General features: G+C 72.1%; 20 protein-coding genes. 18 read left to right on the plus strand and 2 right to left on the minus strand.

Features of this window, described 5'->3' with window-relative positions; translation table 11 throughout:
- Positions 1 to 97 precede the first annotated feature (97 nt).
- Genes RBH18_RS08290 through RBH18_RS08300 form a run of 3 tightly spaced genes read left to right on the plus strand, consistent with a single transcriptional unit; the run spans position 98 to position 2,085 of the window.
- The gene (locus RBH18_RS08290; protein WP_306205385.1) at positions 98 to 601 is read left to right on the plus strand and encodes a methylated-DNA--[protein]-cysteine S-methyltransferase; all 504 of its coding nucleotides are present in this window, start codon (positions 98 to 100) and stop codon (positions 599 to 601) included.
- A 39-nt stretch (positions 602 to 640) separates the two neighbouring features.
- Entirely contained in the window at positions 641 to 1,360 is a 720-nt protein-coding gene (locus RBH18_RS08295) for a 2OG-Fe(II) oxygenase (RefSeq protein ID WP_306205387.1), read from the plus strand.
- On the plus strand, positions 1,357 to 2,085 hold the full coding sequence (locus RBH18_RS08300) for a type 1 periplasmic-binding domain-containing protein (RefSeq protein ID WP_306205390.1): 729 nt from the start codon (positions 1,357 to 1,359) through the stop codon (positions 2,083 to 2,085). The genes RBH18_RS08295 and RBH18_RS08300 overlap by 4 nt, the downstream gene beginning before the upstream one ends.
- 200 nt (positions 2,086 to 2,285) lie before the next feature.
- On the opposite strand, the gene RBH18_RS08305 is transcribed toward RBH18_RS08300, so the two are convergent.
- Both RBH18_RS08305 and RBH18_RS08310 read right to left on the minus strand, forming a co-directional pair.
- A complete protein-coding gene (locus RBH18_RS08305) occupies positions 2,286 to 2,567 on the minus strand; it encodes a helix-turn-helix domain-containing protein (RefSeq protein ID WP_306205392.1) in 282 nt (93 codons plus the stop codon).
- A gap of 168 nt (positions 2,568 to 2,735) precedes the next feature.
- Positions 2,736 to 3,023: a helix-turn-helix domain-containing protein gene (locus RBH18_RS08310; RefSeq protein WP_306205394.1), complete on the minus strand. Its 288-nt coding sequence runs from the start codon at positions 3,021 to 3,023 to the stop codon at positions 2,736 to 2,738.
- Between the two features lie 665 nt (positions 3,024 to 3,688).
- Here RBH18_RS08310 and RBH18_RS08315 point away from each other — a divergent pair.
- From RBH18_RS08315 to RBH18_RS08385, 15 genes are all read left to right on the plus strand, one after another.
- Positions 3,689 to 4,645 (plus strand): polyprenyl synthetase family protein, encoded by a 957-nt coding sequence (locus RBH18_RS08315; protein ID WP_306205396.1) that lies wholly within the window; start codon positions 3,689 to 3,691, stop codon positions 4,643 to 4,645.
- Positions 4,646 to 4,691: 46 nt separating this feature from the next.
- Positions 4,692 to 5,564, plus strand: a complete 873-nt coding sequence (locus RBH18_RS08320) for an SAM-dependent methyltransferase (RefSeq protein ID WP_306205398.1) — start codon at positions 4,692 to 4,694, stop codon at positions 5,562 to 5,564.
- Positions 5,565 to 5,640: 76 nt separating this feature from the next.
- On the plus strand, positions 5,641 to 6,810 hold the full coding sequence (locus tag RBH18_RS08325) for a cytochrome P450 (protein ID WP_306205400.1): 1,170 nt from the start codon (positions 5,641 to 5,643) through the stop codon (positions 6,808 to 6,810).
- Between the two features lie 9 nt (positions 6,811 to 6,819).
- On the plus strand, positions 6,820 to 7,716 hold the full coding sequence (locus RBH18_RS08330; RefSeq protein WP_306205402.1) for a UbiA family prenyltransferase: 897 nt from the start codon (positions 6,820 to 6,822) through the stop codon (positions 7,714 to 7,716).
- Between the two features lie 23 nt (positions 7,717 to 7,739).
- Positions 7,740 to 8,570, plus strand: coding sequence for an arylamine N-acetyltransferase family protein (locus tag RBH18_RS08335; RefSeq protein ID WP_306205404.1), 831 nt, complete (start codon positions 7,740 to 7,742; stop codon positions 8,568 to 8,570).
- Entirely contained in the window at positions 8,567 to 10,663 is a 2,097-nt protein-coding gene (gene pabB / locus RBH18_RS08340; RefSeq protein WP_372338887.1) for an aminodeoxychorismate synthase component I, read from the plus strand. The genes RBH18_RS08335 and pabB overlap by 4 nt, the downstream gene beginning before the upstream one ends.
- Positions 10,660 to 11,478, plus strand: a complete 819-nt coding sequence (locus tag RBH18_RS08345; RefSeq protein WP_306205408.1) for an aminotransferase class IV — start codon at positions 10,660 to 10,662, stop codon at positions 11,476 to 11,478. Before pabB ends, RBH18_RS08345 begins: the two co-directional genes overlap by 4 nt.
- Before the next feature lie 13 nt (positions 11,479 to 11,491).
- On the plus strand, positions 11,492 to 12,439 hold the full coding sequence (locus RBH18_RS08350) for a diiron oxygenase (protein WP_306205410.1): 948 nt from the start codon (positions 11,492 to 11,494) through the stop codon (positions 12,437 to 12,439).
- Positions 12,440 to 12,471: 32 nt separating this feature from the next.
- Positions 12,472 to 13,707 (plus strand): 3-deoxy-7-phosphoheptulonate synthase class II, encoded by a 1,236-nt coding sequence (locus RBH18_RS08355; RefSeq protein WP_306205412.1) that lies wholly within the window; start codon positions 12,472 to 12,474, stop codon positions 13,705 to 13,707.
- A complete protein-coding gene (gene metK / locus RBH18_RS08360; protein WP_306205414.1) occupies positions 13,704 to 14,897 on the plus strand; it encodes a methionine adenosyltransferase in 1,194 nt (397 codons plus the stop codon). Before RBH18_RS08355 ends, metK begins: the two co-directional genes overlap by 4 nt.
- 185 nt (positions 14,898 to 15,082) lie before the next feature.
- Positions 15,083 to 16,105, plus strand: coding sequence for a mevalonate kinase (gene mvk, locus RBH18_RS08365; protein WP_306205416.1), 1,023 nt, complete (start codon positions 15,083 to 15,085; stop codon positions 16,103 to 16,105).
- Positions 16,095 to 17,093: a diphosphomevalonate decarboxylase gene (gene mvaD / locus RBH18_RS08370; protein WP_306205418.1), complete on the plus strand. Its 999-nt coding sequence runs from the start codon at positions 16,095 to 16,097 to the stop codon at positions 17,091 to 17,093. Before mvk ends, mvaD begins: the two co-directional genes overlap by 11 nt.
- Positions 17,090 to 18,244, plus strand: coding sequence for a phosphomevalonate kinase (locus tag RBH18_RS08375; protein WP_306205421.1), 1,155 nt, complete (start codon positions 17,090 to 17,092; stop codon positions 18,242 to 18,244). Before mvaD ends, RBH18_RS08375 begins: the two co-directional genes overlap by 4 nt.
- A complete protein-coding gene (fni, locus tag RBH18_RS08380; RefSeq protein WP_306205423.1) occupies positions 18,241 to 19,323 on the plus strand; it encodes a type 2 isopentenyl-diphosphate Delta-isomerase in 1,083 nt (360 codons plus the stop codon). The genes RBH18_RS08375 and fni overlap by 4 nt, the downstream gene beginning before the upstream one ends.
- Entirely contained in the window at positions 19,323 to 20,384 is a 1,062-nt protein-coding gene (locus RBH18_RS08385; RefSeq protein ID WP_306205425.1) for a hydroxymethylglutaryl-CoA reductase, read from the plus strand. The genes fni and RBH18_RS08385 overlap by 1 nt, the downstream gene beginning before the upstream one ends.

The raw sequence follows: 20,384 nt of genomic DNA on the forward strand, positions 1-20,384 counted from the left end.
CCTCCTGCCCGCCGATCGCCATGTCCGAATCCCGCCAGCACTCGCGGTCGCGAGGAAGCAGAGTTGAACGCGGAGAGCTTCGATGAAGGAGGCAATGATGACCGTCTGGACGACCATCGCCGGCCCGCTGGGTGACCTGCTCCTGGTGGGGGAGGAGACCGCGGACGGGTGCACGTTGACGTCGCTGTCCATGCCGGGTCAGCGCAACGCCCCGGCCGTGCGGCCCGGCTGGCGCCGGGATCCGGCGCCGTTCGCGGAGATCAGCCGTCAGCTGGCGGCGTACTTCGCCGGTGAGCTCGATCGCTTCGACATCGCGTTCACCGGCGGCGGGACGGCATTCCAGCAGCGGGTGTGGTCTGCGGTGGACGAGATCCCGCACGGCACGACGACCACCTATGGTGCCCTGGCAGCGCGGCTCGGCCTGACCCGCGACCGGGTTCAGGCCCTGGGCGGGGCGATCGGCGCGAACCCGCTGCTGCTGGTGCGCCCCTGCCACCGCGTCATCGGCGCGGACGGCTCGATGCGCGGCTACGCCGGCGGCGTCGAGCGCAAGGTGCGGCTGCTCACCCATGAGGGAGCGCTCCAGCCGGCGCTTCTGTAGGCCCGTGCGACACCCCATTGACCAGAGGAGCCCAACACCATGATCAAGACCCTGGGGTACGCCGACCGGGTCGCCCAGACCGATGGGGAGACCCTGGCCGAGCAGCTCAACGAGCACGGCAACGCCCTGACCGGGCCGCTCCTGACCCCGGCCGAATGCCTCGAGATCGCCGGCCTCTACGACGAGCCGGACCGGTTCCGCACGACGGTGGACATGGCCCGCCACCGGTTCGGCTCCGGCCAGTACCGCTACTTCACCCACGACCTGCCCGGCCCCGTCCGCGACCTGCGCGAGCAGCTCTACCCCCGCCTGCTGCCGATCGCCCGGGACTGGGCCGCCAAGCTCGGCAAGCCCGCGCCCTGGCCCGACAGCCTGGGGGAGTGGCTGCAGCGGTGTCACGAGGCCGGGCAGTCGAGGTCCGCGCAGATTCTGCTGCGGTACGGGCCGGGCGACTGGAACGCGCTGCACCGTGACGTGTTCGGGGACATGCTCTTCCCGCTGCAGGTCGTGATCGGCCTGGATGCCCCCGGCGTGGACTTCACCGGCGGGGAGTTCCTGATGACCGAGCAACGCCCGCGGGCGCAGACCCGGGGCTCGGCCATCGCTGTGCCGCAGGGCCACGGCCTGGTCTTCACCACCCGCGACCGGCCGGTGGCGTCCAAGCGTGGCTGGTCGAACGCGCCGATGCGGCACGGTGTGAGCGTCGTGCGCTCCGGGCTGCGCCGTACTCTCGGCCTCGTCTTCCACGACGCCGCATGAGCTATGTCCTGCTCGGCGCGGACGGGCGGCCGTACCGCAGCTCGGCCCCGGGCGCGCTCGGCGGTCACCGCCGGGGGCGCCGCTACGGGCGGCTGGACTGCCCGTCCGCCCTCCGTGCCATCGCGCGCGGTCATTACGTACGGCACCGGGTGTTCTTCGCCGACGAGGCGACCGCGATCGCGGCGGGGTACCGGCCCTGTGGCGTGTGCCTGCCCGGCGCGTACGCCCGATGGAAGGACAACTCGGAACGTGCACACTCCGCGGCGGAGCTCGCCACGCTCACAGGGTTGCTGACCGCGCCGGACTGGCAAGCCGGGACGGTCACGATCGGGCACAGCCGCGACGCCTCCAGCCGCGCCGCCGCCCACGCGTTTCAAGCGGCCTGGACGGCGGGTGGCGGCGACATCCTCGCCGTGGTGGACTGGCCGGAGGCGGCCGCGTCGTGGCTGCGCCCGGCGAGCCGGTTGACCGCGGAGACTCCGGACGCGTGGGTGTTCGCGGCCCGGGTGCCGGGCTTTGCACAGCTCGCCCGCCGCCTGCGTCTGTCCACCGGCTTCGACCCGGCCCGGGCCGTGGCCTTCGCGGATCTCCAGGATTCCCGGCTGCCGTTGCTGGCCGGCCGGGGTGCCCTCGACGGCCTCCGCGGAGCGAGCGCCGACGGCGGCACGTGGGCGGTGCGGGGCAGTGGGGTCACCTCCTACCCCGGAATGAGCCGAGCGCGCTGATCCAGCGCCCGGCGGCGAACCTCTCGTCCCGTCTTCCGGCCGGATGGTCCGGCTCGGCCGTCCAACACTGAGCTTCTGAGCGGATGAAGTCCATCCGTCGCCGGGCTGAGCGCGGATCGTCGGAGACGTAGGCCAGCCCGACCACCAGCCACAGGGCGATCGGCAGGTGCGTGGCGATCAGGCCGGCCGACTGTGCGGCCTCAGTGCGGGGGGCCGGCGTCCGGCCCGGCGGCTTCGAGCCGTCGCGGGTGCCGGGAGGCGACCTTCTCGGGTTCGCGGATCAGCAGGTCGGCGGGGCTGCAGTCGAGCACGGCGCAGATGACGTCGAGGTCGTCGAGCCGGATCATGGTGGGGGTGCCGGTCCAGAGCCCGGACATTTTGCCCGCGCTGATCTCCAGCCCGGCCTCGGCGAGCAGGCGCCGCATCTCGGCGGACGTCCAGATGTTTCGCTTCGCCGCCCGCAACCGCAGATCCCAGCGCATGGCTCCAGTCCACCACCCCGCGCGGGTGCAACGGAACGGATCGCTGGGGGAAGTGCCCGTCTGTTCATAGAGGACGGTAATGCCGAGACATGAGGTCCGCGCTTGCTCAACGTGATGGGCGTGCAGGAGCATCGGTCGTTGGTGATGGGGCGGCGTGGTGCCGCGTCGTCAGGTCCGGCGTGGGGTCGCGGCGTTCTCGCCAACCGCGTGCAAGCGCTGCGGCTGCCCGGACGTGACCTTCTCAGGTTCGCGGATCAGCAGGTCGGCGGGGCTGCAGTCGAGCACGGCGCAGATGACGTCGAGGTCGTCGAGCCGGATCATGGTGGGGGTGCCGGTCCAGAGCCCGGACATCTTGCCGGCGCTGATCTCCAGCCCGGCCTCGGCCAGCAGCCGGCGCATCTCGGCGGACGTCCAGACGCCTCTTTCGGCCGCGCGCAGCCGCAGGTTCCAGCGCATCGCCTCAGCCCTCCCGCCGCAAGGGGCGGCCAATTAAATCGAACGTCCATCGAGAATCTTGGTTGTTTTTCATGATTCCTGAGCGTTCTCGTCGGTGTGTAAATCTTCGACACTCGCCAATCTATAAGTGTTGTTGCAGCTCACGCGCCGTTTCGTTGTAGATCTTAACGCGTGGCTCCGGTCAATGGATAGTCAGCGACGAAAAACTGCAGGCGCGTTGACATGCCCAGCGGAGATCGTTCAGGATGGTTTCCGAGCCCGCCACTCCATTGCGGAAGCTCAAATCTCGGCACTACAGGGTCGTTGAGCTGCGGTTATGCCGCCGGTGGGAGCTTAGCGGTCCCCATTCATCCAAGCTTCACCTGCGTTGCGTTTGCGCCGAACCGGCGTCTGCGCTATTCGCGCAGGCGGAGCTAGCGATTCAGATCCGTCTATACAACGGAGACGTTTAACGTATTCGTAACTACGTTTCGGAGGCCCGCGCCCCGGCGGGCGCGGCTGACCTGCGAAACGGGCGCTCCCAGCGTGGAGCCGGGCAGGATTTCCCCTCGATCGGGCATGCGTTACAGCGGAGGAGAATCGCGTTGAGCACCCACGTAACCTCGTCAAACAGGCTCCGGGCCGGTGCGTCGCAGCGGGAAGTGCGATCCTCGGTGGTGCCCGTTATGCGGCAGCGGGTTTCCGAGTTGGAGCCCACTCTGGCCCGGATCGGCCTTTACCACCTAGGATTCGCCGACGAGCAGGGCGCCCCGAGCACCGGCGGGGACGGCAAGCTGACCCGCACCAGCCTCATCACGGCGGCGGCGCAGGGCGTCGGCCTGGCCCCGGAGGACGTGCTGTCCCAGGCGGCGGCGCTGGAACTGTTCCACAACTCGACGCTCATCCACGACGACATCATCGACGGCGACGACCTGCGCCGCGGCCGCCCCGCCGCCTGGCGGGTGTTCGGTACGGGCCTGGCCATCCTGGCCGGGAACGCGCTGGAGAACCTCGCCCTGCGCATGGTGATGACCGACACGGGCGCGGGCCGCGAACCCGTCAGCCGCGCGTTCGCCGAGGCCATCGGCCGGGTGCACGACGGCCAGGCCCGCGAGATCGTGTTCCGGCCCGGTCCGGGCGCGACCACCGCGGAGTACGACCGGATCGTCGCCGGCAAGGCCTCGGCCCTGCTGGAGTGGTCCCTGACGACCCCGGCCGTGCAGGCCGGCGAGCCGGAGGAGGTGCTGGCCGCCCTGCGCGCCGCAGGCCGGCACCTGGGCGCCGGCCTGCAGATGTCCAACGACGTCGAGGACATCTGGGGCGACACCGCCGTCACCGGCAAGGGCGACCGGGGCGACATCAAGCGCCGCAACCTGACTTTCCCCGTGGTGCTCGCGCTGTCCGCCGACTGCGCGGCCGGCCGCGCGCTGGCCCGGCTGTGGCAGGCCGACGACACCACGGATGCGCACCTGCAAGCGATGGCCGACCTCATCGAGGAGGCCGGCGGCCGCCGCACGGCCACCCAGCTCGCGCAGGACCATCTGGCCCGGGCCGTGGAGAACCTCGCGCGAGCGCACCTCGCCGAGGCCGCGACCGACGAACTGACCACCTTGTTCGACCGCATCGTCAACCGCACGGCATGACCTGCGCCGCCCGTCGGGGGCGGCCTCTGGATTGGAGCGCACCACCATGACCACCACCCAGGAAAACCCGGCTTCCTCCGTCATCCGCAGCGAGTTCGAGCGCCGGGCGCAGGCCCACTACGAGACCAAGAAGCAGGATCCGATCAACCTGCTCCTGGGCGAGGAGGACGGCCTCTACCACCACCACTACTCGGTCAGCGACTACGACCACTCGGTGCTGGAGCTGCCCGAGCCCGAGCGGGACGCCGCGATTCTCGCCGAGATGGGCCGGTTGGAGCAGGAGCAGGTCGACCTGATCCTCGACGGACTGGGTGACCTCACGCCCGAATCGCGGGTGCTGGACGGCGGTTCGGGCCGCGGCGGCACGGCCTTCCTCGTCAACCGCAAGTTCAACTGCGAGGTGGTCGGGATCAACTTCTGCGCCCACCACATCGAGACCGCCGAGCGCCTCGCCAAGGACAAGTTCGGCGTCGACGACAAGGTCACGTTCAAGTTCGCCAACATGTGCGACACCGGCCTGCCAGCCGGCTCGTTCGACGCGGTCTACACCAACGAGACCACCATGTACGTCGACCTCGACGACGCCTACGCCGAGTTCTCCCGGCTGCTGCGCCCGGGCGGCCGTTACGTGTGTGTCGACTGGCCGGCCAACGACATCGTCAACGCCGACAGCGCGTCGGTGAAGGCGATCGACAAGCACTACGACTGCAAGATCCCGAAGCGCAGCGACCACTTCAAGTACCTCGCCAAGCACGGCCTCGTGCCGGTGCAGGTGCACGACTACACCCGTGAGGCCATCCCGTACTGGGACCTGCGGCAGCACTCCAAGCTGGCCACCGGCGTGGAGCAGCCGTTCCTCGACGCGCACCGCAGCAACGAGCTCAACTACATCGTCATCGTCGCCGAAAAGGTGCGCTGACCCGAGGGGCGCGGGTGCCCGCCGGACAGGGCACCCGCGCCACCGTCCCGGCACACCACGACAAGGGAGGCCGTCCATGGGCGCCGTAGCTCAATTGCCGTTCGAGCAAGCACATCTGCTGGAAGTCGCGCCGCTGCTGCGCACGCTGCAGTCCGAGGGCGCGGTCCACCGGGTCCGTACGCCCGAGGGCGTCGAGGCCTGGCTGGTCACCGGTTACGCCGAGGTGCGGCAGCTGCTCGACGACCCCCGGCTCAGCCGCTCCAACCCGAATCCGGGCGCGGTCAAGGACAGCGGGTCCGCGTTCCTGGACAACCTGCTCGGCGACCTGGCCACGGACCACGCCCGGCTGCGGTCCTTGCTGGAGCCGCACTTCGCCCCCGAGCTCATGGCCAAGGTGCGCTCGTCGGTCGAGGAGCTGACCGAGGAGCTGCTGGACGAGCTGGCGGGCAAGACGCCGCCGGTGGACCTGCGCGTGGAACTGGCCCTGTCGCTGCCGATCCTGGTGATGTGTGAGTGGCTGGGCGTGCCTCCCGAGGACAAGAACAAATTCAGCGTCTGGACGCAGGACGCGGCCAGCGTGGGTGACCCGGCCCGGTCTCAGCAGGGGATGGGCCAGCTGTTCGCCTACTGCCGGCAGCTCGTGGCGCAGAAGCGGGAGGCGCCGGCCGACGACGTGATCTCCCGGCTGTGTGCGGCGGAGGGGCTCACGGACATGGAGATCGTGGCCCTCACCGCGCTGCTGCTGTTCGGCGGCTACGAGACCACAGTGGCCCGGATCGGCACCGGTGTCCTGCTGCTGCTCACCAACCGCGATCAGTGGCAGGCCGTGCTCGACGACCCGGGCGTCATCGCGGGCGCGGTCGAGGAGCTCCTGCGGCTGTCGATACCCAATCCGCACAACGGCGGCATGCCGCGCTTCGCGCTGACCGATTTCGAGGTCGGGGGCGTCACCATCCGGGCCGGCGACCTCGTGCTGCTCAACATCGTCGCGGCGAACCACGACGAGCTGGCGTTCCCCGACGCCGACCGGGTCGACGTCCACCGACGCGACGGCGGCAGCCTCACGTTCGGCCACGGCGCTCACTACTGCGTCGGCGCGCCGCTGGCCCGCATGGTGCTGCAGGCGTCGCTGGTCCGGCTCGTCAAACGCTTCCCGGAGATGCGGCTGGCCGTCGATGTGCAAGAGCTCGGGCTGCGCCACGACACGCTGGTCGGCGGGCTGATCGCGCTGCCGGTGACGTGGTGATCGATCACCATGCTGCAGCAGATCTCTGAGCGCATCGTCAAGGGCAGCCCCGACTCGGTCCGCGACTATCTCCTGCTGGCGCGGCTGCACAAGCCCACCGGCGTCATCCTCTACCTGCTTCCGGGATGGTGGAGCTTCGCGCTCGCGTCCGGGCGCCGGCCGGACCTGGTGGCGATGCTCTGCCTCGCGGTCGCGGCCGTCCTGGTGCGCGGCGCCGCCTGCGCGTTCAACGATGTCATCGACCGCGACATCGACGCGCAGGTCGCCCGGACGGCCTCCCGCCCGGTCGCGGCGGGCAAGGTCAGCATCCGCAACGCCCTGCTGTTCGCCGCTGCCCAGGCACTGCTCGCCCTGCTGGTCCTGCTGCCGGTGAACGTCGCGACGGCCGTCATCGTCGGCGCCTCGTTCCCCCTCCTCGTCGCGTATCCGTACATGAAGCGGATCTTCTTCTGGCCCTCGGCGTTCCTGGCGCTGGTCATCAACGTGTACGCGCTGGCGGGCTGGACGGCTGTGACCGGCCGGCTGGAGGTGTCCGCGACGGCGCTGGGCCTGTACGCGTGCGGCTTCTTCTGGACCTTGATCCACGACACCATCTACTCCCACCAGGACAAGGAGTACGACCGCAGCATCGGGGTCAAGTCCTCGGCCCTGATCTTCGGCGCCGCCAGCAAGGCGTGGCTGCTGGTCTTCCTCGCCCTGAGCGTCGGCAGCGCGTTGTGGGCCGGTGCCCAGGCGCCGACCGGCTGGGCCTTCTTCCCGCTCACCGTGGCGGCGGGACTGCTGCTCGGCTACCAGATCGTCCGCGTCGACCTGGACGATCCGCAGTCCTGCTGGGACACCTTCAAGGCCAACGTCTCCTTCGGCTGGCTCGTGCTCGCCGCCGCGGTCGCCGGGATCTTCACATGACGCCATCACAGGAGGGGAACCGAGTGACGAGTTCGATGTGGCGGGGCGACGACGTCGACCTGGACGCCTACCTGGCCCGCGTGGGTCTCCGGGGCGACGTGGCCCCGGATCTCGCCACGCTGCGCGCCCTGCACACGGCGCACGTCGACGCGATCGCCTTCGACAACCTCGACGCGATCCTCGACCGGGCGGTGCCGGTGGACCTGGACAGTGTGCAGGACAAGCTGGTGCGGCAGGCCCGGGGCGGCTGGTGCCTGGAACACGTCGTGCTGATCGCGGCGGTGCTGGACCGGATCGGCTACACCTTCACGGCGCTCGCGACCCGGTCGCGGATCCGCACCGGCAACAAGTTCGGCCCCGCGGTGCACATAGCGCTCCGCGTCGAGCTGGACGGCGTACCGTGGCTGTTCGACGTGTCGTTCGGCGGTTTCGGACTGTCCGAGCCGATCCGGATCGCCGAGGGCGCCCGGGTGGACGGCAACTGGTCCTTCGACGTCGTACGCGAGCCAGCCGGGGAATGGGTGCTGCGCCTGCTGCGCCCCGACGGCCCGGCGGATGTCTACGGCTTCACCGAGGACCGGCGCTATCCCGCGGACTTCGAGGTGCTCAACCACTGGTGCCGCACCGACGAGCGCTCGCCGTTCAACAAGAAGATCATCCTGCAGCGCACCCGGCCCGAGCTGCGGCACGTCCTCATCGGCAGCACGCTCACCGAGTTGCGGCCCGGACGGCCGCCGGTCGTGCGCGAGCTCGACGAGGACGCGCTGCTGGCCGCGCCCGCTGAACTCTTCGGCGTCACTCTGGCACCGGACGACCTCCGCGCCTTGGCCAAGACCCTGCCCGGCGGCGCCTGATGCGAACCCTGCTGCTGGACAACTACGACTCTTACACCTACAACCTGTACCAGTTGATCGCCGGCGTGAACGGCGCGGAGCCGGTCGTGCTGGTCAACGACGACCCGGACCTGAGCGGCCTGCGGCTGGAGGAGTTCGACAACATCGTCGTGTCGCCCGGCCCGGGACGTCCGCAGAATCCACGCGACATCGGCCTGACCGGTGACCTGCTGCGCCGGTCCACGCTGCCGGTGCTCGGGGTCTGCCTCGGTCACCAGATGATCGCCCACCTGGCCGGCGCGCCGGTGGTCGCCGCGCCCGAGCCGAGGCACGGGCATCTGGCCAGGATCACCCACCACGGGGACCCGCTGTTCGCCGGGGTGCCGGACGAGTTCGTCGCGGTCCGCTACCACTCGCTGTGCGTGCCGGAGCCGCTGCCGGACGAGCTCGTCGCGACCGCGTGGGCGGACGACGGCGTCGTCATGGCGCTGCGCCACCGCGACCGCCCGCAGTGGGGCGTGCAGTTCCACCCTGAGTCGGTCGCGTCCCGCTACGGCCGGCAGATTATGCAGAACTTCGCCGACCTGACCCGTCGTACGCAACCCGCGCCGCGCCCGTCCGTGACGGTCACCGGTCCCGGGCCGGCCACTGCGCCCGTCCCCGCGCCGCAGCTCGAAGTTCTGAGCGCGGTGGTGCCGACGGCCGCCGACGCCGAGGCCATCTTCCTCGAGTTGTTCGACGGCAACCCGTACAGCTTCTGGCTCGACAGCAGCCGGGTGGAGGAGGGCCTGTCCCGGTTCTCGTTCCTCGGCGACACCTCCGGCCCGCTCAGCGAGGTGCTCACCTACCGCACGGGCAGCGGCGTGGTGTCGGTGCGCGACGCCCGCGGGGTTCGTACCGAGGAAGGCAGTGTCTTCGACGTCCTGGAGCAGCGCCTGCGCGAGCGACGCATCCCCGACGTGACCCTGCCGTTCGACCTCACCGGCGGCTACGTCGGCTACTTCGGCTACGAGCTCAAGTCCGAGTGCGGGGCCACGGCCGCGCACGAGGCGGAAACGCCGGACGCCGCCTGGATGTTCGCCGACCGCGTCGTGGCGATCGACCACCGGGAGGGGCTGACCTACCTGGTGGCCATCGCCGACGGGCAGCACCGGCCCGCCGCGCAGGAGTGGCTGGACCGGACGGCGTCGCGGCTGGTGGGCCTGCACCCGGCCGACCACGTGCCGCCCGGCGAATCGGCCGCCGGTCCGGCCCCGGACGCCGAGAAACTTCTGGTCCGGGACCGCGACCAGTACCTGGCCGACATCGCCGAGTGCCAGCGGCAGCTGCGGCGGGGCGAGAGCTACGAGATCTGCCTGACCGACAAGTTGCACCTGCCGTTCCACGACGAGGACACCGCGTTCTACCGGCGGCTGCGCCGCGCGAACCCGGCCCCGTACGCGGCCCTGCTGCGCCTGGGCGATGTCACGGTGTTCAGCTCCTCGCCGGAGCGGTTCCTGCGCATCGAGCGGGACCGCACGGTGACCAGCAAGCCGATCAAGGGCACCGCCCCCCGCGACGACGACCCGGTGCGCGACGCCGAGATCGCCGCCACGCTGAGGTCGAGCGCCAAGACGCAGGCGGAGAACCTGATGATCGTCGACCTGCTGCGCAACGACCTGGGTCAGGTCTGCGAGGTGGGCAGCATCGACGTCGACCCGTACCTGGCGGTCGAGAGCTACCAGACCGTGCACCAGCTGGTCTCCACGATCCACGGCCGGCTCGCCGGCGACGTCAGCGCGATGGACTGCGTCCGGCAGTGCTTTCCCGGCGGCTCGATGACCGGGGCACCCAAGCGCCGCACCATGGAGATCATCGACCGGCTGGAGACCGAGGCCCGGGGCGTGTACTCCGGCGCCCTCGGCTACTTCGGCCTCTCCGGCGGCACCGACCTCAACATCGTGATCCGCACCGCGGTCCGGGTCGGCGACCGGCTCTCCATCGGCGCCGGGGGTGCCATCGTGCTCGACTCCGACGCCCAGGAGGAGTACGAGGAGATGCTGCTCAAGGCCGCCGCGTCGCTGCGCGCCTGGCGGGCCCCGGCCGTGTCCGACGCGGGCGGCGCCCCGCGATGAGCGTCGTGACCGGGCCGTGGGCCCGCTGCTGGTGGGACGCCGAGGCGGGGTGGTCGCCCGCGGCCGACGCCGCGGGGACGGTGCGAGTCATCGACTCCTGGCTCACGGACGAGGGCCGGGTGCGGGGCCTCGGCCGGCACGCCGAGCGGTTCGGCGCGGCCTGCGAGCGGCTGGCCGGGCCGGGCCGGGAGGAGACGGGCCGCTTCATGCGGGCGGTCGCCGGGGCGCTGCCCGCCCGGGGGCGCTGGTTCCCGCGCGTGGAGCTCGTCGCCCTCGGCTCGTCGACCCGGTTGCGGATGTGGCTGCGCCCGGCGCCGCAGCGCACCGAGGTGCTGCGCGTGTGGACCGCTACCGGTCCCGACCGGCGCCGGCTGCCCGCCGTCAAGGGCCCCGACCTCGACCACCTGGCCATGCTGCGTGGCGCCGCGGCCGCCGCCGGGGCCGACGAGGCGCTGCTGCTCTCGCCGGAGGGCCACGTGCTGGAGGGGGCGACCACGAGCATCGTCTGGTGGCGCGGCGACACGCTGTGCGGCCCGCCGCCCGGCCCCGGGCTGTTGCCCGGGGTCACCCGCGCGTTGGTCAGCGAGATCGCGGCCGCGGCCGGGCATCCCGTGGTCACCGAGCGCGCCACCGTCGAGGACCTCGCCGGGGTGAGCGTCTGGACGCTGAACGCCCTGCACGGCATCCGGCCGGTGGCCGAGGGCTTGGGCCGGTTCGCGGACGCCGACGCGGTGGCGGCCGACCGCTGGCAGTCCCGGCTCGAAGCGCTGGCCGTGCCCGCCGGCGCCGCCCTGATCCCCGCGTCGCACCCCTGAAGGAGGCCTCCCGATGACCGATACCGCGGACCGTGACGAGCCCGAGTACGAGCGCGACCTGCTGCTGCAACTGACCCGCCGCTGGGGCAGGAAGGTGGCCGTCAAGAAGGACGAGCTCGACCTGGACGGGCACTTCGACGAGCGGTTGCCCGACTTCCCCGAGCACCTCGTGCCGGTGCTGAGCCTGCCGGGGGCCGACCGGCTCGACCGGGACGCCCGCGACCGGATCCTCTCCGCGGCCTGGATCGCCTACAACGCCAAGACCGCGGCCATCGAGGACGAGATCATCCTGCCCGCCTGCCGGCTGATGCTCCAGGAGCGGATCCCCGTGCGCCGCGACGACATCGCCGTGGCGGCCCTGCACCAGACCATCATCGACGAGCACTACCACATCCTGATGTGCCACAACGCCGTCGGCGTCACCCGCCGCCGCCGCGACCTGGGCGACGTGCGGTTCGCGCCGGACATCTGGTCGGTGGTCCGGGGGCGGAGCGCGGCTCGCGCCGGGCTGTCCGGCTTCGACCGCGACATCGTCGACATCGCGTTCTCGCTGGCCGCCGAGACGACGATCAGCGGGTTCCTCTCGACGCTGTCCACCGCCCGCACCATCCAGCCGATGAATCGGATCACCACCGACCTGCACCGGCGCGACGAGAGCGGGCACGCGGTGGTCTTCCGGGAGCTGTGCGGCTCGCTCTACCGCAGCCTGGACCCGGCCCAGCAGGAGATGTTCCGCGACGCGCTGGTCAGCGGCCTGGCTGCGTTCCGCGCCGCCGACCTGGACTCGTGGGTGGCGGTGGCGGCCCAGGGGGGCTTCGAGATCGGCGCCGACCAGCTGCGCGACTGGGCCGCGACCCGGCCCGCCCCGGCGCGCGACACCGGGCCGCTGCAACTGCTCCTCGGCGACCTGGGCATCAGCCCGGACCTCGTCGAGACCGTCCCCGTCCACCGGGCCGGCTGAGGCCGGCGGCGAGCGGAGCAACGGTGGGTCAGATGAGCAACGACACTGCTGAAGAGCAGCACAACGCCGCCCCGGCAGCCGGCGAGGCCGGCCCGGACTGGCGCACCCTCGTCGCCCACCAGCGGCCGGAATGGCCCGACCCGGCGGAGGTCGGCGCGGTGGTGGCCCGCCTGGCGGGTGCCCCGGCGCTGGTGACCCCGCGCGAATGCGACACCCTCACGGAACGGCTGGCCCAGGTGGCCGAAGGCGAGTCCTTCCTCCTGCAGGGCGGCGACTGCGCCGAGCTCTTCGCCGGCGCCACGGCCCCGGCGGTGCACGGCAAGCTGCGCGTCTTGAGGCAGATGGCCGCGGCCCTCACCGGCGCGTCGGCGCTGCCCGTGGTCACGGTGGGGCGGATGGCCGGGCAGTACGCCAAGCCCCGGTCCCACCCGACCGAGGCCCGCGACGGGCGCGAACTACCGGTGTACCGCGGCGACGCGGTCAACGGGCTCGGCTTCAGCGACGCCGAGCGGCGGCCGGACCCGGAGCGGCTGCACCGCGCCTACCAGGCGTCGCGGGACACGCTGGCGCTCATGCGTGCCTTCGCGCCCGGCGTCTTCACCAGCCACGAGGGACTGCTGCTCGACTACGAGGACGCGTTGACCCGCCGTGACCCGGAGACCGGCCGGCGCTACGCGGGAAGCGGCCACCTGCTGTGGATCGGCGACCGCACCCGGCAGCTCGACGGTGCCCACGTCGCCTGGTTCGCGACCGTCGCGAACCCGATCGCGGTGAAACTGGGCCCGGCCACCACGCCCGAGCAGGCGCTCGCGCTGATCGACCGGCTCAACCCCGGCCACCGGCCCGGCCGGTTGACGTTCGTCGTGCGGATGGGCGCCGAGCGCGTACGAGACCTGCTGCCCGAACTCGTGGAGAAGGTCACCGCGTCCGGCGCACCCGTGGTGTGGGTGTGCGATCCGATGCACGGCAACACCATCGAGGCGCCCAGCCGGCACAAGACCCGTCGCTTCGACGACATCGTGGCCGAGGTCGCCGGCTTCTTCGCGGTGCACGCCGCGCTCGGTACCCACGCCGGCGGCCTGCACGTGGAGCTGACCGGCGACGACGTCACCGAGTGCGTCGGCGGCAGCATCGGGCTGACCTTCGACGACCTGCCCCGCCGATACGAATCGGCGTGCGACCCGCGGCTCAACGGCAGCCAGGCGATCGACCTGGCCGCACAGCTCGCCGAGATCCTCACCCCCGCCCGCACCTGGAGTAGCCGATGACCTCCCGCCTGTTCACCTCCGAGTCGGTCACCGAGGGCCACCCGGACAAGATCGCCGACCAGATCAGCGACGGTGTCCTCGACGCGCTGCTGGCCCGGGACCCGCGCAGCCGGGTTGCGGTCGAGACCCTGATCACGACCGGCCAGGTGCACCTGGCCGGCGAGGTCACGACCCAGGCGTACGCCGACATCCCCGCCATCGTGCGCGAGACGATCCTGGGCATCGGCTACGACTCGTCGGCGAAGGGCTTCGACGGCGCGAGCTGCGGGGTGAGCGTGTCGATCGGCGCACAGTCGCCCGACATCGCCCAGGGCGTGGACACCGCGATCGAGCTGCGTTCCGGCGACAGCGAGCAGGTGCTCGACGCGCAGGGCGCCGGCGACCAGGGCATGATGTTCGGCTTCGCCTGCTCCGAGACGCCCGAGCTGATGCCGTTGCCGATCGCCCTGGCCCACCGCCTCGCGCGGCGCCTGTCGGCGGTGCGCAAGGACGGGACGGTTCCCTACCTGCGCCCGGACGGCAAGACCCAGGTCACCGTCGAGTACGACGGCCTGCGGCCGGTGCGTCTCGACACTGTTGTCGTGTCGAGCCAGCACGCGCCCGGCATCTCGCTGGAGTCGCTGCTGACCCCGGACATCCGGGAGCACGTCGTGGGTCCCGAGCTGGCCGGGCTGGGGCTGGCGACCGACGGCTACCGGCTGCTGGTGAACCCGACGGGGCGCTTCGAGATCGGCGGCCCGATGGGCGACGCGGGCCTGACGGGGCGCAAGATCATCGTGGACACGTACGGCGGGTACGCGCGCCACGGCGGCGGTGCGTTCTCCGGTAAGGACCCGTCGAAGGTGGACCGGTCGGCCGCGTACGCGATGCGCTGGGTTGCCAAGAACGTCGTCGCCGCGGGGCTGGCCGAGCGCTGCGAGGCTCAGGTCGCGTACGCGATCGGCAAGGCCAATCCGGTGTCGCTGTTCATCGAGACGTTCGGCACCGAGAACGTGCCCGTGGCGCGGATCGCAAGGGCGGTGGGCGAGGTCTTCGACCTGCGTCCGGCCGCCATCATCCGGGACCTGGACCTGCTGCGGCCGATCTACCAGCAGACCGCCGCGTACGGGCATTTCGGCCGTGAGCTGCCGGAGCTGCGCTGGGAGAGCACCGAGCGAGCGGCCGACCTCAAGAGCGCGGCCACGGCCTGACATGGGCGGCGTCCACGTGGCCGGTGCCATCGCCGCCGATCCGCTCATGGCCTCGGCGGTTCCGCACCGGACCGTCCCGGAACCGCCGGCCCGCCCTGCCCGAAACGGTGCCCGCGCCCGTGATTGCGAGGATACGAGATGCCCGAATGTCGAAGTGGCCGGCGCGGCGAGCGGCGGGACTCGTGATGCAACCCGCTGACCTGCTCCCAGCCGCCGGTCGTGGCAACTCGCCGGCGAACCCCGGCGTCGGCCGCGCCCACGGCAAGGCCATCCTGCTCGGCGAGCATGCCGTCGTGTACGGCGCCCCGGCCCTGGTCGTCCCGATCCCGCAGCTGACCGCGACCGCCACGGCGACCCGCCGGCCCGGCACCGGCGCGGACTCCGGCCGGATCACGTTCGCGATGGTGGGACCGGGCTCGGCCGCGGTGACCCCGCTGGCCACCGACGGGCTGCGGCACCTGGTGACGGAGTTCGAGAAGCTGGCCGGGCTGCCCGGCCCGCTGCACACCGAGGTCGTCATCGAGTCCTCCATCCCGCAGGGCCGCGGCCTGGGCTCCAGCGCCGCGTGCGCCCGGGCGGCGGCGCTCGCGCTCGCGGACGCCTGCGGTCACCGCATCCGTCCCTCCGACGTGTACGACCTCGTGCAGTCCTCGGAGATGGTTGCCCACGGGCGGGCGAGCGGCATCGACGCCGTGGCCACCGGCGCCACCGGAGCTCTGATGTTCCGGTCCGGCACCGCCCAGGAGTTGCCGGAGGGCGCGGCCGAGCATCCGGACGCGGCCTTCGTCATCGCGGACAGCGGCATCGGCGGCAGCACCAAGGCCGCCGTGGAGCTGTTGGCCGGCCGGTTCGACCACGAACCGGCGTTGCGTGAGGACTTCGTGACCGGCGTGACGGACCTGATGACCGCGGCCGTGCACGAGCTCGTCCACGGCGACCTGGCCGGCTTCGGCAGCCGGCTGACCGAGAATCACCGGCTGCTGCGCGAGATCGGCATCAGCACCGCCCGGATCGACGCGCTGGTCGAGGCCGCCCTCGCCGCCGGGGCCCTGGGCGCCAAGATCACCGGCGGCGGGCTGGGCGGCTGCCTGATCGCGCTCGCCGCCGACGCCGCCGGGGCCGCAGCCGTCGGCCGGGCCCTGCGCGCGGCCGGCGCCGTCACCACCTGGGTCGTGCCGATGACGAGGGCCGCGGGCCATGACGACTGACGCCGCGACCGCGGTCGCCCACCCCAACATCGCGTTGATCAAATACTGGGGCAAGCGCGACGAGGAGTGGATGATCCCGGCCGTCGACAGCCTGTCGCTGACCCTCGACGTGTTCCCGACCACCACCACCGTCCGGCTGGCGCCCGCCGGGCAGCCGGACCGTGTCCTGCTCGACGGCCGGCCCGCCGAGGGCGAGATCGAGAAGCGCGTGCTCGTCTTCCTCGACATGCTGCGCGCGCGGACCGGCCGCCGGGAGGCCGCCGTCGTCGACACCCGCAACACGGTGCCCACCGGCGCGGGCCTGGCCTCGTCGGCGAGCGGGTTCGCCGCGCTGGCGGCGGCCGGTGCGGCCGCCTTCGGCCTGGACGCCGGCCCGGCCGCCCTGTCGCGGCTGGCCCGGCGCGGTTCCGTGTCGGCGGCCCGGTCCATCTTCGGCGGCTGGGCGATCTGCCACGCGGGCAGCGGCAGCGGCGCCGAGGCGGACCTGGGGTCGTTCGCCGAGCCGATCGCCGCCCCGGACTTCGACCCCGCCCTGGTGATCGTGGTGCTGAACGCGGGCCCCAAGGCCGTCTCCAGCCGGGCCGGCATGCGGCGCACCACCGAGACGTCGCCGCTCTACCGCGCCTGGGCGGACGCCGGCCGGGCCGACCTGGCCGAGATGCGGACCGCGCTGGCCCGCGCCGATCTGGACCAGGTGGGGGAGATCGCGGAGCGCAACGCCCTCGGGATGCACGCGACGATGCTGGCCGCGCGGCCGGCGGTGCGCTATCTGTCCGCGGCCACGCTGACCGTGCTCGACGCCGTCCTGGCCTTGCGCGCGGCCGGGACCTCCGCCTACGCCACGATGGACGCCGGGCCCAACGTCAAAATCCTCTGTTCCCGTACGGACGCCGCGCTGGTCGCGGACGAGATGCGTGCCGCCGCGCCGGGGTGCCGGGTGCTCACCGCTCATCGGGGGCCGGGAGTGCGCCTGGAGGCCGTGCGGTGAGCCGCCGGGAGACCGCCCCCTGGTCCGGCGCCGTGCCCGTCCCGGGCACCGAGCCTCGCCCCAGGGCCGTACGCCACTCGGCGCCGGGCAAGCTTTTCATCGCCGGCGAATACGCGGTGCTGGAGCCCGGGCATCCGGCGCTGCTCATCGCGGTCGACCGGCACGTCCACGCCGAGGTGTCGGGCCTGCCCGGCGGGTCCCCGCTTGCCCGCGCCGACGTGGTGATCCGGTCCGACCTGTACGCCGGCGAGGTGCGGTGGCGGCGCGGGGACGAGGCGCCGGCCGGGCTGGGCCACGTGGTGTCCGCGATCGCCGTCGTCGACGAACTGCTCGCCGCTGGCGGCCTGCCCAGCCCCCCGATCCACGTCACGATCGAGAGCGACCTGCACCGCGGCGGCACCAAGATCGGTCTCGGGTCGAGCGGCGCGGTCACCGTGGCCGTGGTGTCCGCCGTTGCCGCGTACGCCGGGCTCGCACTCTCGCCGGAAGAACGCTTCCGGCTGGCGTTGGTCGCGACCGCCCGGCACAGCACCCGTGCGTCCGGCGGTGACCTCGCCGCGAGCGTCTGGGGCGGCTGGATCGCCTACCGGGCCCCGGATCGCGCCGCCGTCCTGGACCTCGTGGAGCGCAGCGGCATCGCGGTGGCGCTGCGCGTCCCCTGGCCGGGCTTCGGTGTGCGCCGGCTGCCGCCGCCGCGCGGGCTCGAGCTGGCGGTCGGCTGGACCGGGGAACCGGCCAGCACCGGGTCGCTGGCCGGCCGGCTGGGTGCGGGGGAGTGGTCCGGCAGTGCCTCACACCGCACCTTCGTGGCGCGCAGCGACGCATGCGTGCACGCCGCGGTGCGCGCCCTGGAACGGGGTGCGGGCCGGGAGCTGATGCACCAGGTACGTGTGGCCAGGCTGCTGCTGGCGAACCTGGACGCGGAGGTGCAGCTCGGCATCTTCACCGCCCGGTTGACCGCGCTGTGCGAGGCGGCCGAGGCGGTCGGGGGCGCCGCGAAGCCGTCCGGCGCCGGGGGTGGCGACTGCGGGCTCGCGTTCCTGGACGCCGCTGCGCACGGCGACGTGTCGCAGCTGCGGAAGGAATGGGCCGCCGCCGGGGTGCTTCCCCTGCCGATCCGTGTCGAGCCGATGAACGGGAGCGAGCAATGATCGCCAACCGCAAAGACGACCACGTCCGATTCGCCCACGAGCAGCAACGTCACCTCGTCGGGCACAACCAGTTCGACGACGTGCGGTTCGTGCACCACGCGCTGGCCGGCATCGACCGGTCCGAGGTGTCGCTGACCACCAGGTTCGGCGGCATGGAGTGGCCGGTCCCGGTCTACATCAACGCGATGACCGGCGGCAGCGTCAAGACCGGACTCATCAACCGCGACCTCGCGATCGCGGCCCGGGAGACCGGCGTGCCGATCGCGACCGGCTCGATGAGCGCCTACTTCGCCGACGGGTCCACGGCAGACACGTTCCGGGTGATGCGCAAGGAGAACCCGGACGGCTTCATCATGGCCAACGTCAACGCGAACGCCACCGTCGACAAGGCGTGCCGGGCGATCGACCTGCTGGAAGCCAATGCGCTGCAGATTCACCTGAACGCCGTGCAGGAGACCGTGATGCCCGAGGGGGACCGGTCGTTCTCCGCCTGGGGCCCGGCGATCGAGAAGATCGTGGCCGGCGTGGAGGTGCCGGTGATCGTCAAGGAGGTCGGCTTCGGGCTCAGCCGCGAGACCGTGCTGCGGCTACGGGACATGGGGGTGCGGGTCGCGGACGTCGGCGGCAACGGCGGCACCGACTTCGCCCGCATAGAGAACGACCGGCGCGACCGGGCCGACTACTCGTACCTGCTCGGCTGGGGCCAGTCCGCACCCGCCTGCCTGCTCGACGGCCACGACGCCGGCCTGCCGCTGCTGGCCTCCGGCGGCGTGCGCAACCCGCTCGACGTCGTACGCGGGCTGGCCCTGGGCGCCGCCGCGGCCGGTGCCTCGGGGCTGTTCCTCAAGACAGTGCTCGATTCCGGCGTACCCGGGCTGGTCGCCTTGATCTCGACGTGGCTGGACCAGATCGCGGCACTGATGACCGCGCTCGGCTCCCGGACCCCGGCCGAGCTGACCCGCTGCGACGTGCTGGTCCAGGGCGGCCTCGGCGCGTTCTGCGTCCAGCGCGACATCGAGACCGGCCGGCTCGCCACCCGGTCCCGGTCGCACGCCACGAGAGCGATGGGAGATCTGTGATGACCGATGCCAGCCTGACCGCCGGCGTACCGATGAAATGGGTCGGGCCGCTGCGCATCTCCGGCAACGTCACCCACTGCGAGACCGAGGTGCCGCTGGCGACGTACGAGTCGCCGCTGTGGCCCTCGGTGAACCGCGGCGCCCGCATCTCCCGGATGGTCGAGCGCGGGATCGTCGCGACCCTGGTCAACGAGCGGATGACCCGCTCGGTGTTCGTGCGCGCCACCGACGCGCAGACGGCCTACCTGGCCGCGCTGGAGATCGGCGCCCGCATGGACGAGCTGCGGGACATCGTGCGCACGTGCGGGCGGTTCGTGGAGCTGCTCGGCTTCCACCACGAAATCACGGCCGACCTGCTGTTCCTGCGGTTCGAGTTCTCGACCGGCGACGCGTCCGGGCACAACATGGCGACGCTGGCGGCCGACGCGCTGCTGACCCATCTGCTGCAGACCGTCTCCGGCATCGCGTACGGATCGATCTCGGCCAACTACTGCACCGACAAGAAGGCCACGGCGGTCAACGGCATCCTCGGCCGGGGCAAGAACGTGGTGACCGAGCTGCTGGTGCCGCGGGAGATCGTGCACGAGCGACTGCACACCACGGCCGCCGCGATCGCCGAGCTCAACGTGCACAAGAACCTCATCGGCACGCTGCTCGCCGGCGGCATCCGCTCGGCCAACGCCCACTACGCCAACATGCTGCTCGGCTTCTACCTGGCGACCGGGCAGGACGCGGCCAACATCGTCGAGGGCTCGCAGGGCGTGACTGTCGCCGAGGACCGCGACGGCGACCTGTACTTCTCGTGCACCCTGCCCAACCTGATCGTCGGCACGGTCGGCAACGGCAAGGGCCTCGGCTTCGTCGAGGAGAACATGACCCGGCTCGGGTGCCGGGCCGGCCGGGAACCCGGCGAGAACGCGCGCCGCCTCGCGGCCATCTGCGCCGCGACCGTGCTCTGCGGCGAGCTGTCCCTGCTCGCCGCGCAGACGAACCCGGGCGAGCTCATGCGGGCGCACGTCCGGCTGGAACGCAACCACACCACCGCCATGATCGGAGAGTGA

The sequence above is a fragment of the Actinoplanes oryzae genome (assembly GCF_030757795.1).
Classification (GTDB): Bacteria; Actinomycetota; Actinomycetes; order Mycobacteriales; family Micromonosporaceae; genus Actinoplanes.

Bases quoted from the DNA above. Each gene is read 5' to 3' on its own strand.
- RBH18_RS08290 (WP_306205385.1), top strand. From the start codon at position 98: ATGACCGTCTGGACGACCATCGCCGGCCCGCTGGGTGACCTGCTCCTG.
- RBH18_RS08295 (WP_306205387.1), top strand. From the start codon at position 641: ATGATCAAGACCCTGGGGTACGCCGACCGGGTCGCCCAGACCGATGGG.
- RBH18_RS08300 (WP_306205390.1), top strand. From the start codon at position 1,357: ATGAGCTATGTCCTGCTCGGCGCGGACGGGCGGCCGTACCGCAGCTCG.
- RBH18_RS08305 (WP_306205392.1), bottom strand. From the start codon at position 2,567: ATGCGCTGGGATCTGCGGTTGCGGGCGGCGAAGCGAAACATCTGGACG.
- RBH18_RS08310 (WP_306205394.1), bottom strand. From the start codon at position 3,023: ATGCGCTGGAACCTGCGGCTGCGCGCGGCCGAAAGAGGCGTCTGGACG.
- RBH18_RS08315 (WP_306205396.1), top strand. From the start codon at position 3,689: ATGCGGCAGCGGGTTTCCGAGTTGGAGCCCACTCTGGCCCGGATCGGC.
- RBH18_RS08320 (WP_306205398.1), top strand. From the start codon at position 4,692: ATGACCACCACCCAGGAAAACCCGGCTTCCTCCGTCATCCGCAGCGAG.
- RBH18_RS08325 (WP_306205400.1), top strand. From the start codon at position 5,641: ATGGGCGCCGTAGCTCAATTGCCGTTCGAGCAAGCACATCTGCTGGAA.
- RBH18_RS08330 (WP_306205402.1), top strand. From the start codon at position 6,820: ATGCTGCAGCAGATCTCTGAGCGCATCGTCAAGGGCAGCCCCGACTCG.
- RBH18_RS08345 (WP_306205408.1), top strand. From the start codon at position 10,660: ATGAGCGTCGTGACCGGGCCGTGGGCCCGCTGCTGGTGGGACGCCGAG.
- RBH18_RS08350 (WP_306205410.1), top strand. From the start codon at position 11,492: ATGACCGATACCGCGGACCGTGACGAGCCCGAGTACGAGCGCGACCTG.
- RBH18_RS08355 (WP_306205412.1), top strand. From the start codon at position 12,472: ATGAGCAACGACACTGCTGAAGAGCAGCACAACGCCGCCCCGGCAGCC.
- metK (WP_306205414.1), top strand. From the start codon at position 13,704: ATGACCTCCCGCCTGTTCACCTCCGAGTCGGTCACCGAGGGCCACCCG.
- mvk (WP_306205416.1), top strand. From the start codon at position 15,083: ATGCAACCCGCTGACCTGCTCCCAGCCGCCGGTCGTGGCAACTCGCCG.
- mvaD (WP_306205418.1), top strand. From the start codon at position 16,095: ATGACGACTGACGCCGCGACCGCGGTCGCCCACCCCAACATCGCGTTG.
- fni (WP_306205423.1), top strand. From the start codon at position 18,241: ATGATCGCCAACCGCAAAGACGACCACGTCCGATTCGCCCACGAGCAG.
- RBH18_RS08385 (WP_306205425.1), top strand. From the start codon at position 19,323: ATGACCGATGCCAGCCTGACCGCCGGCGTACCGATGAAATGGGTCGGG.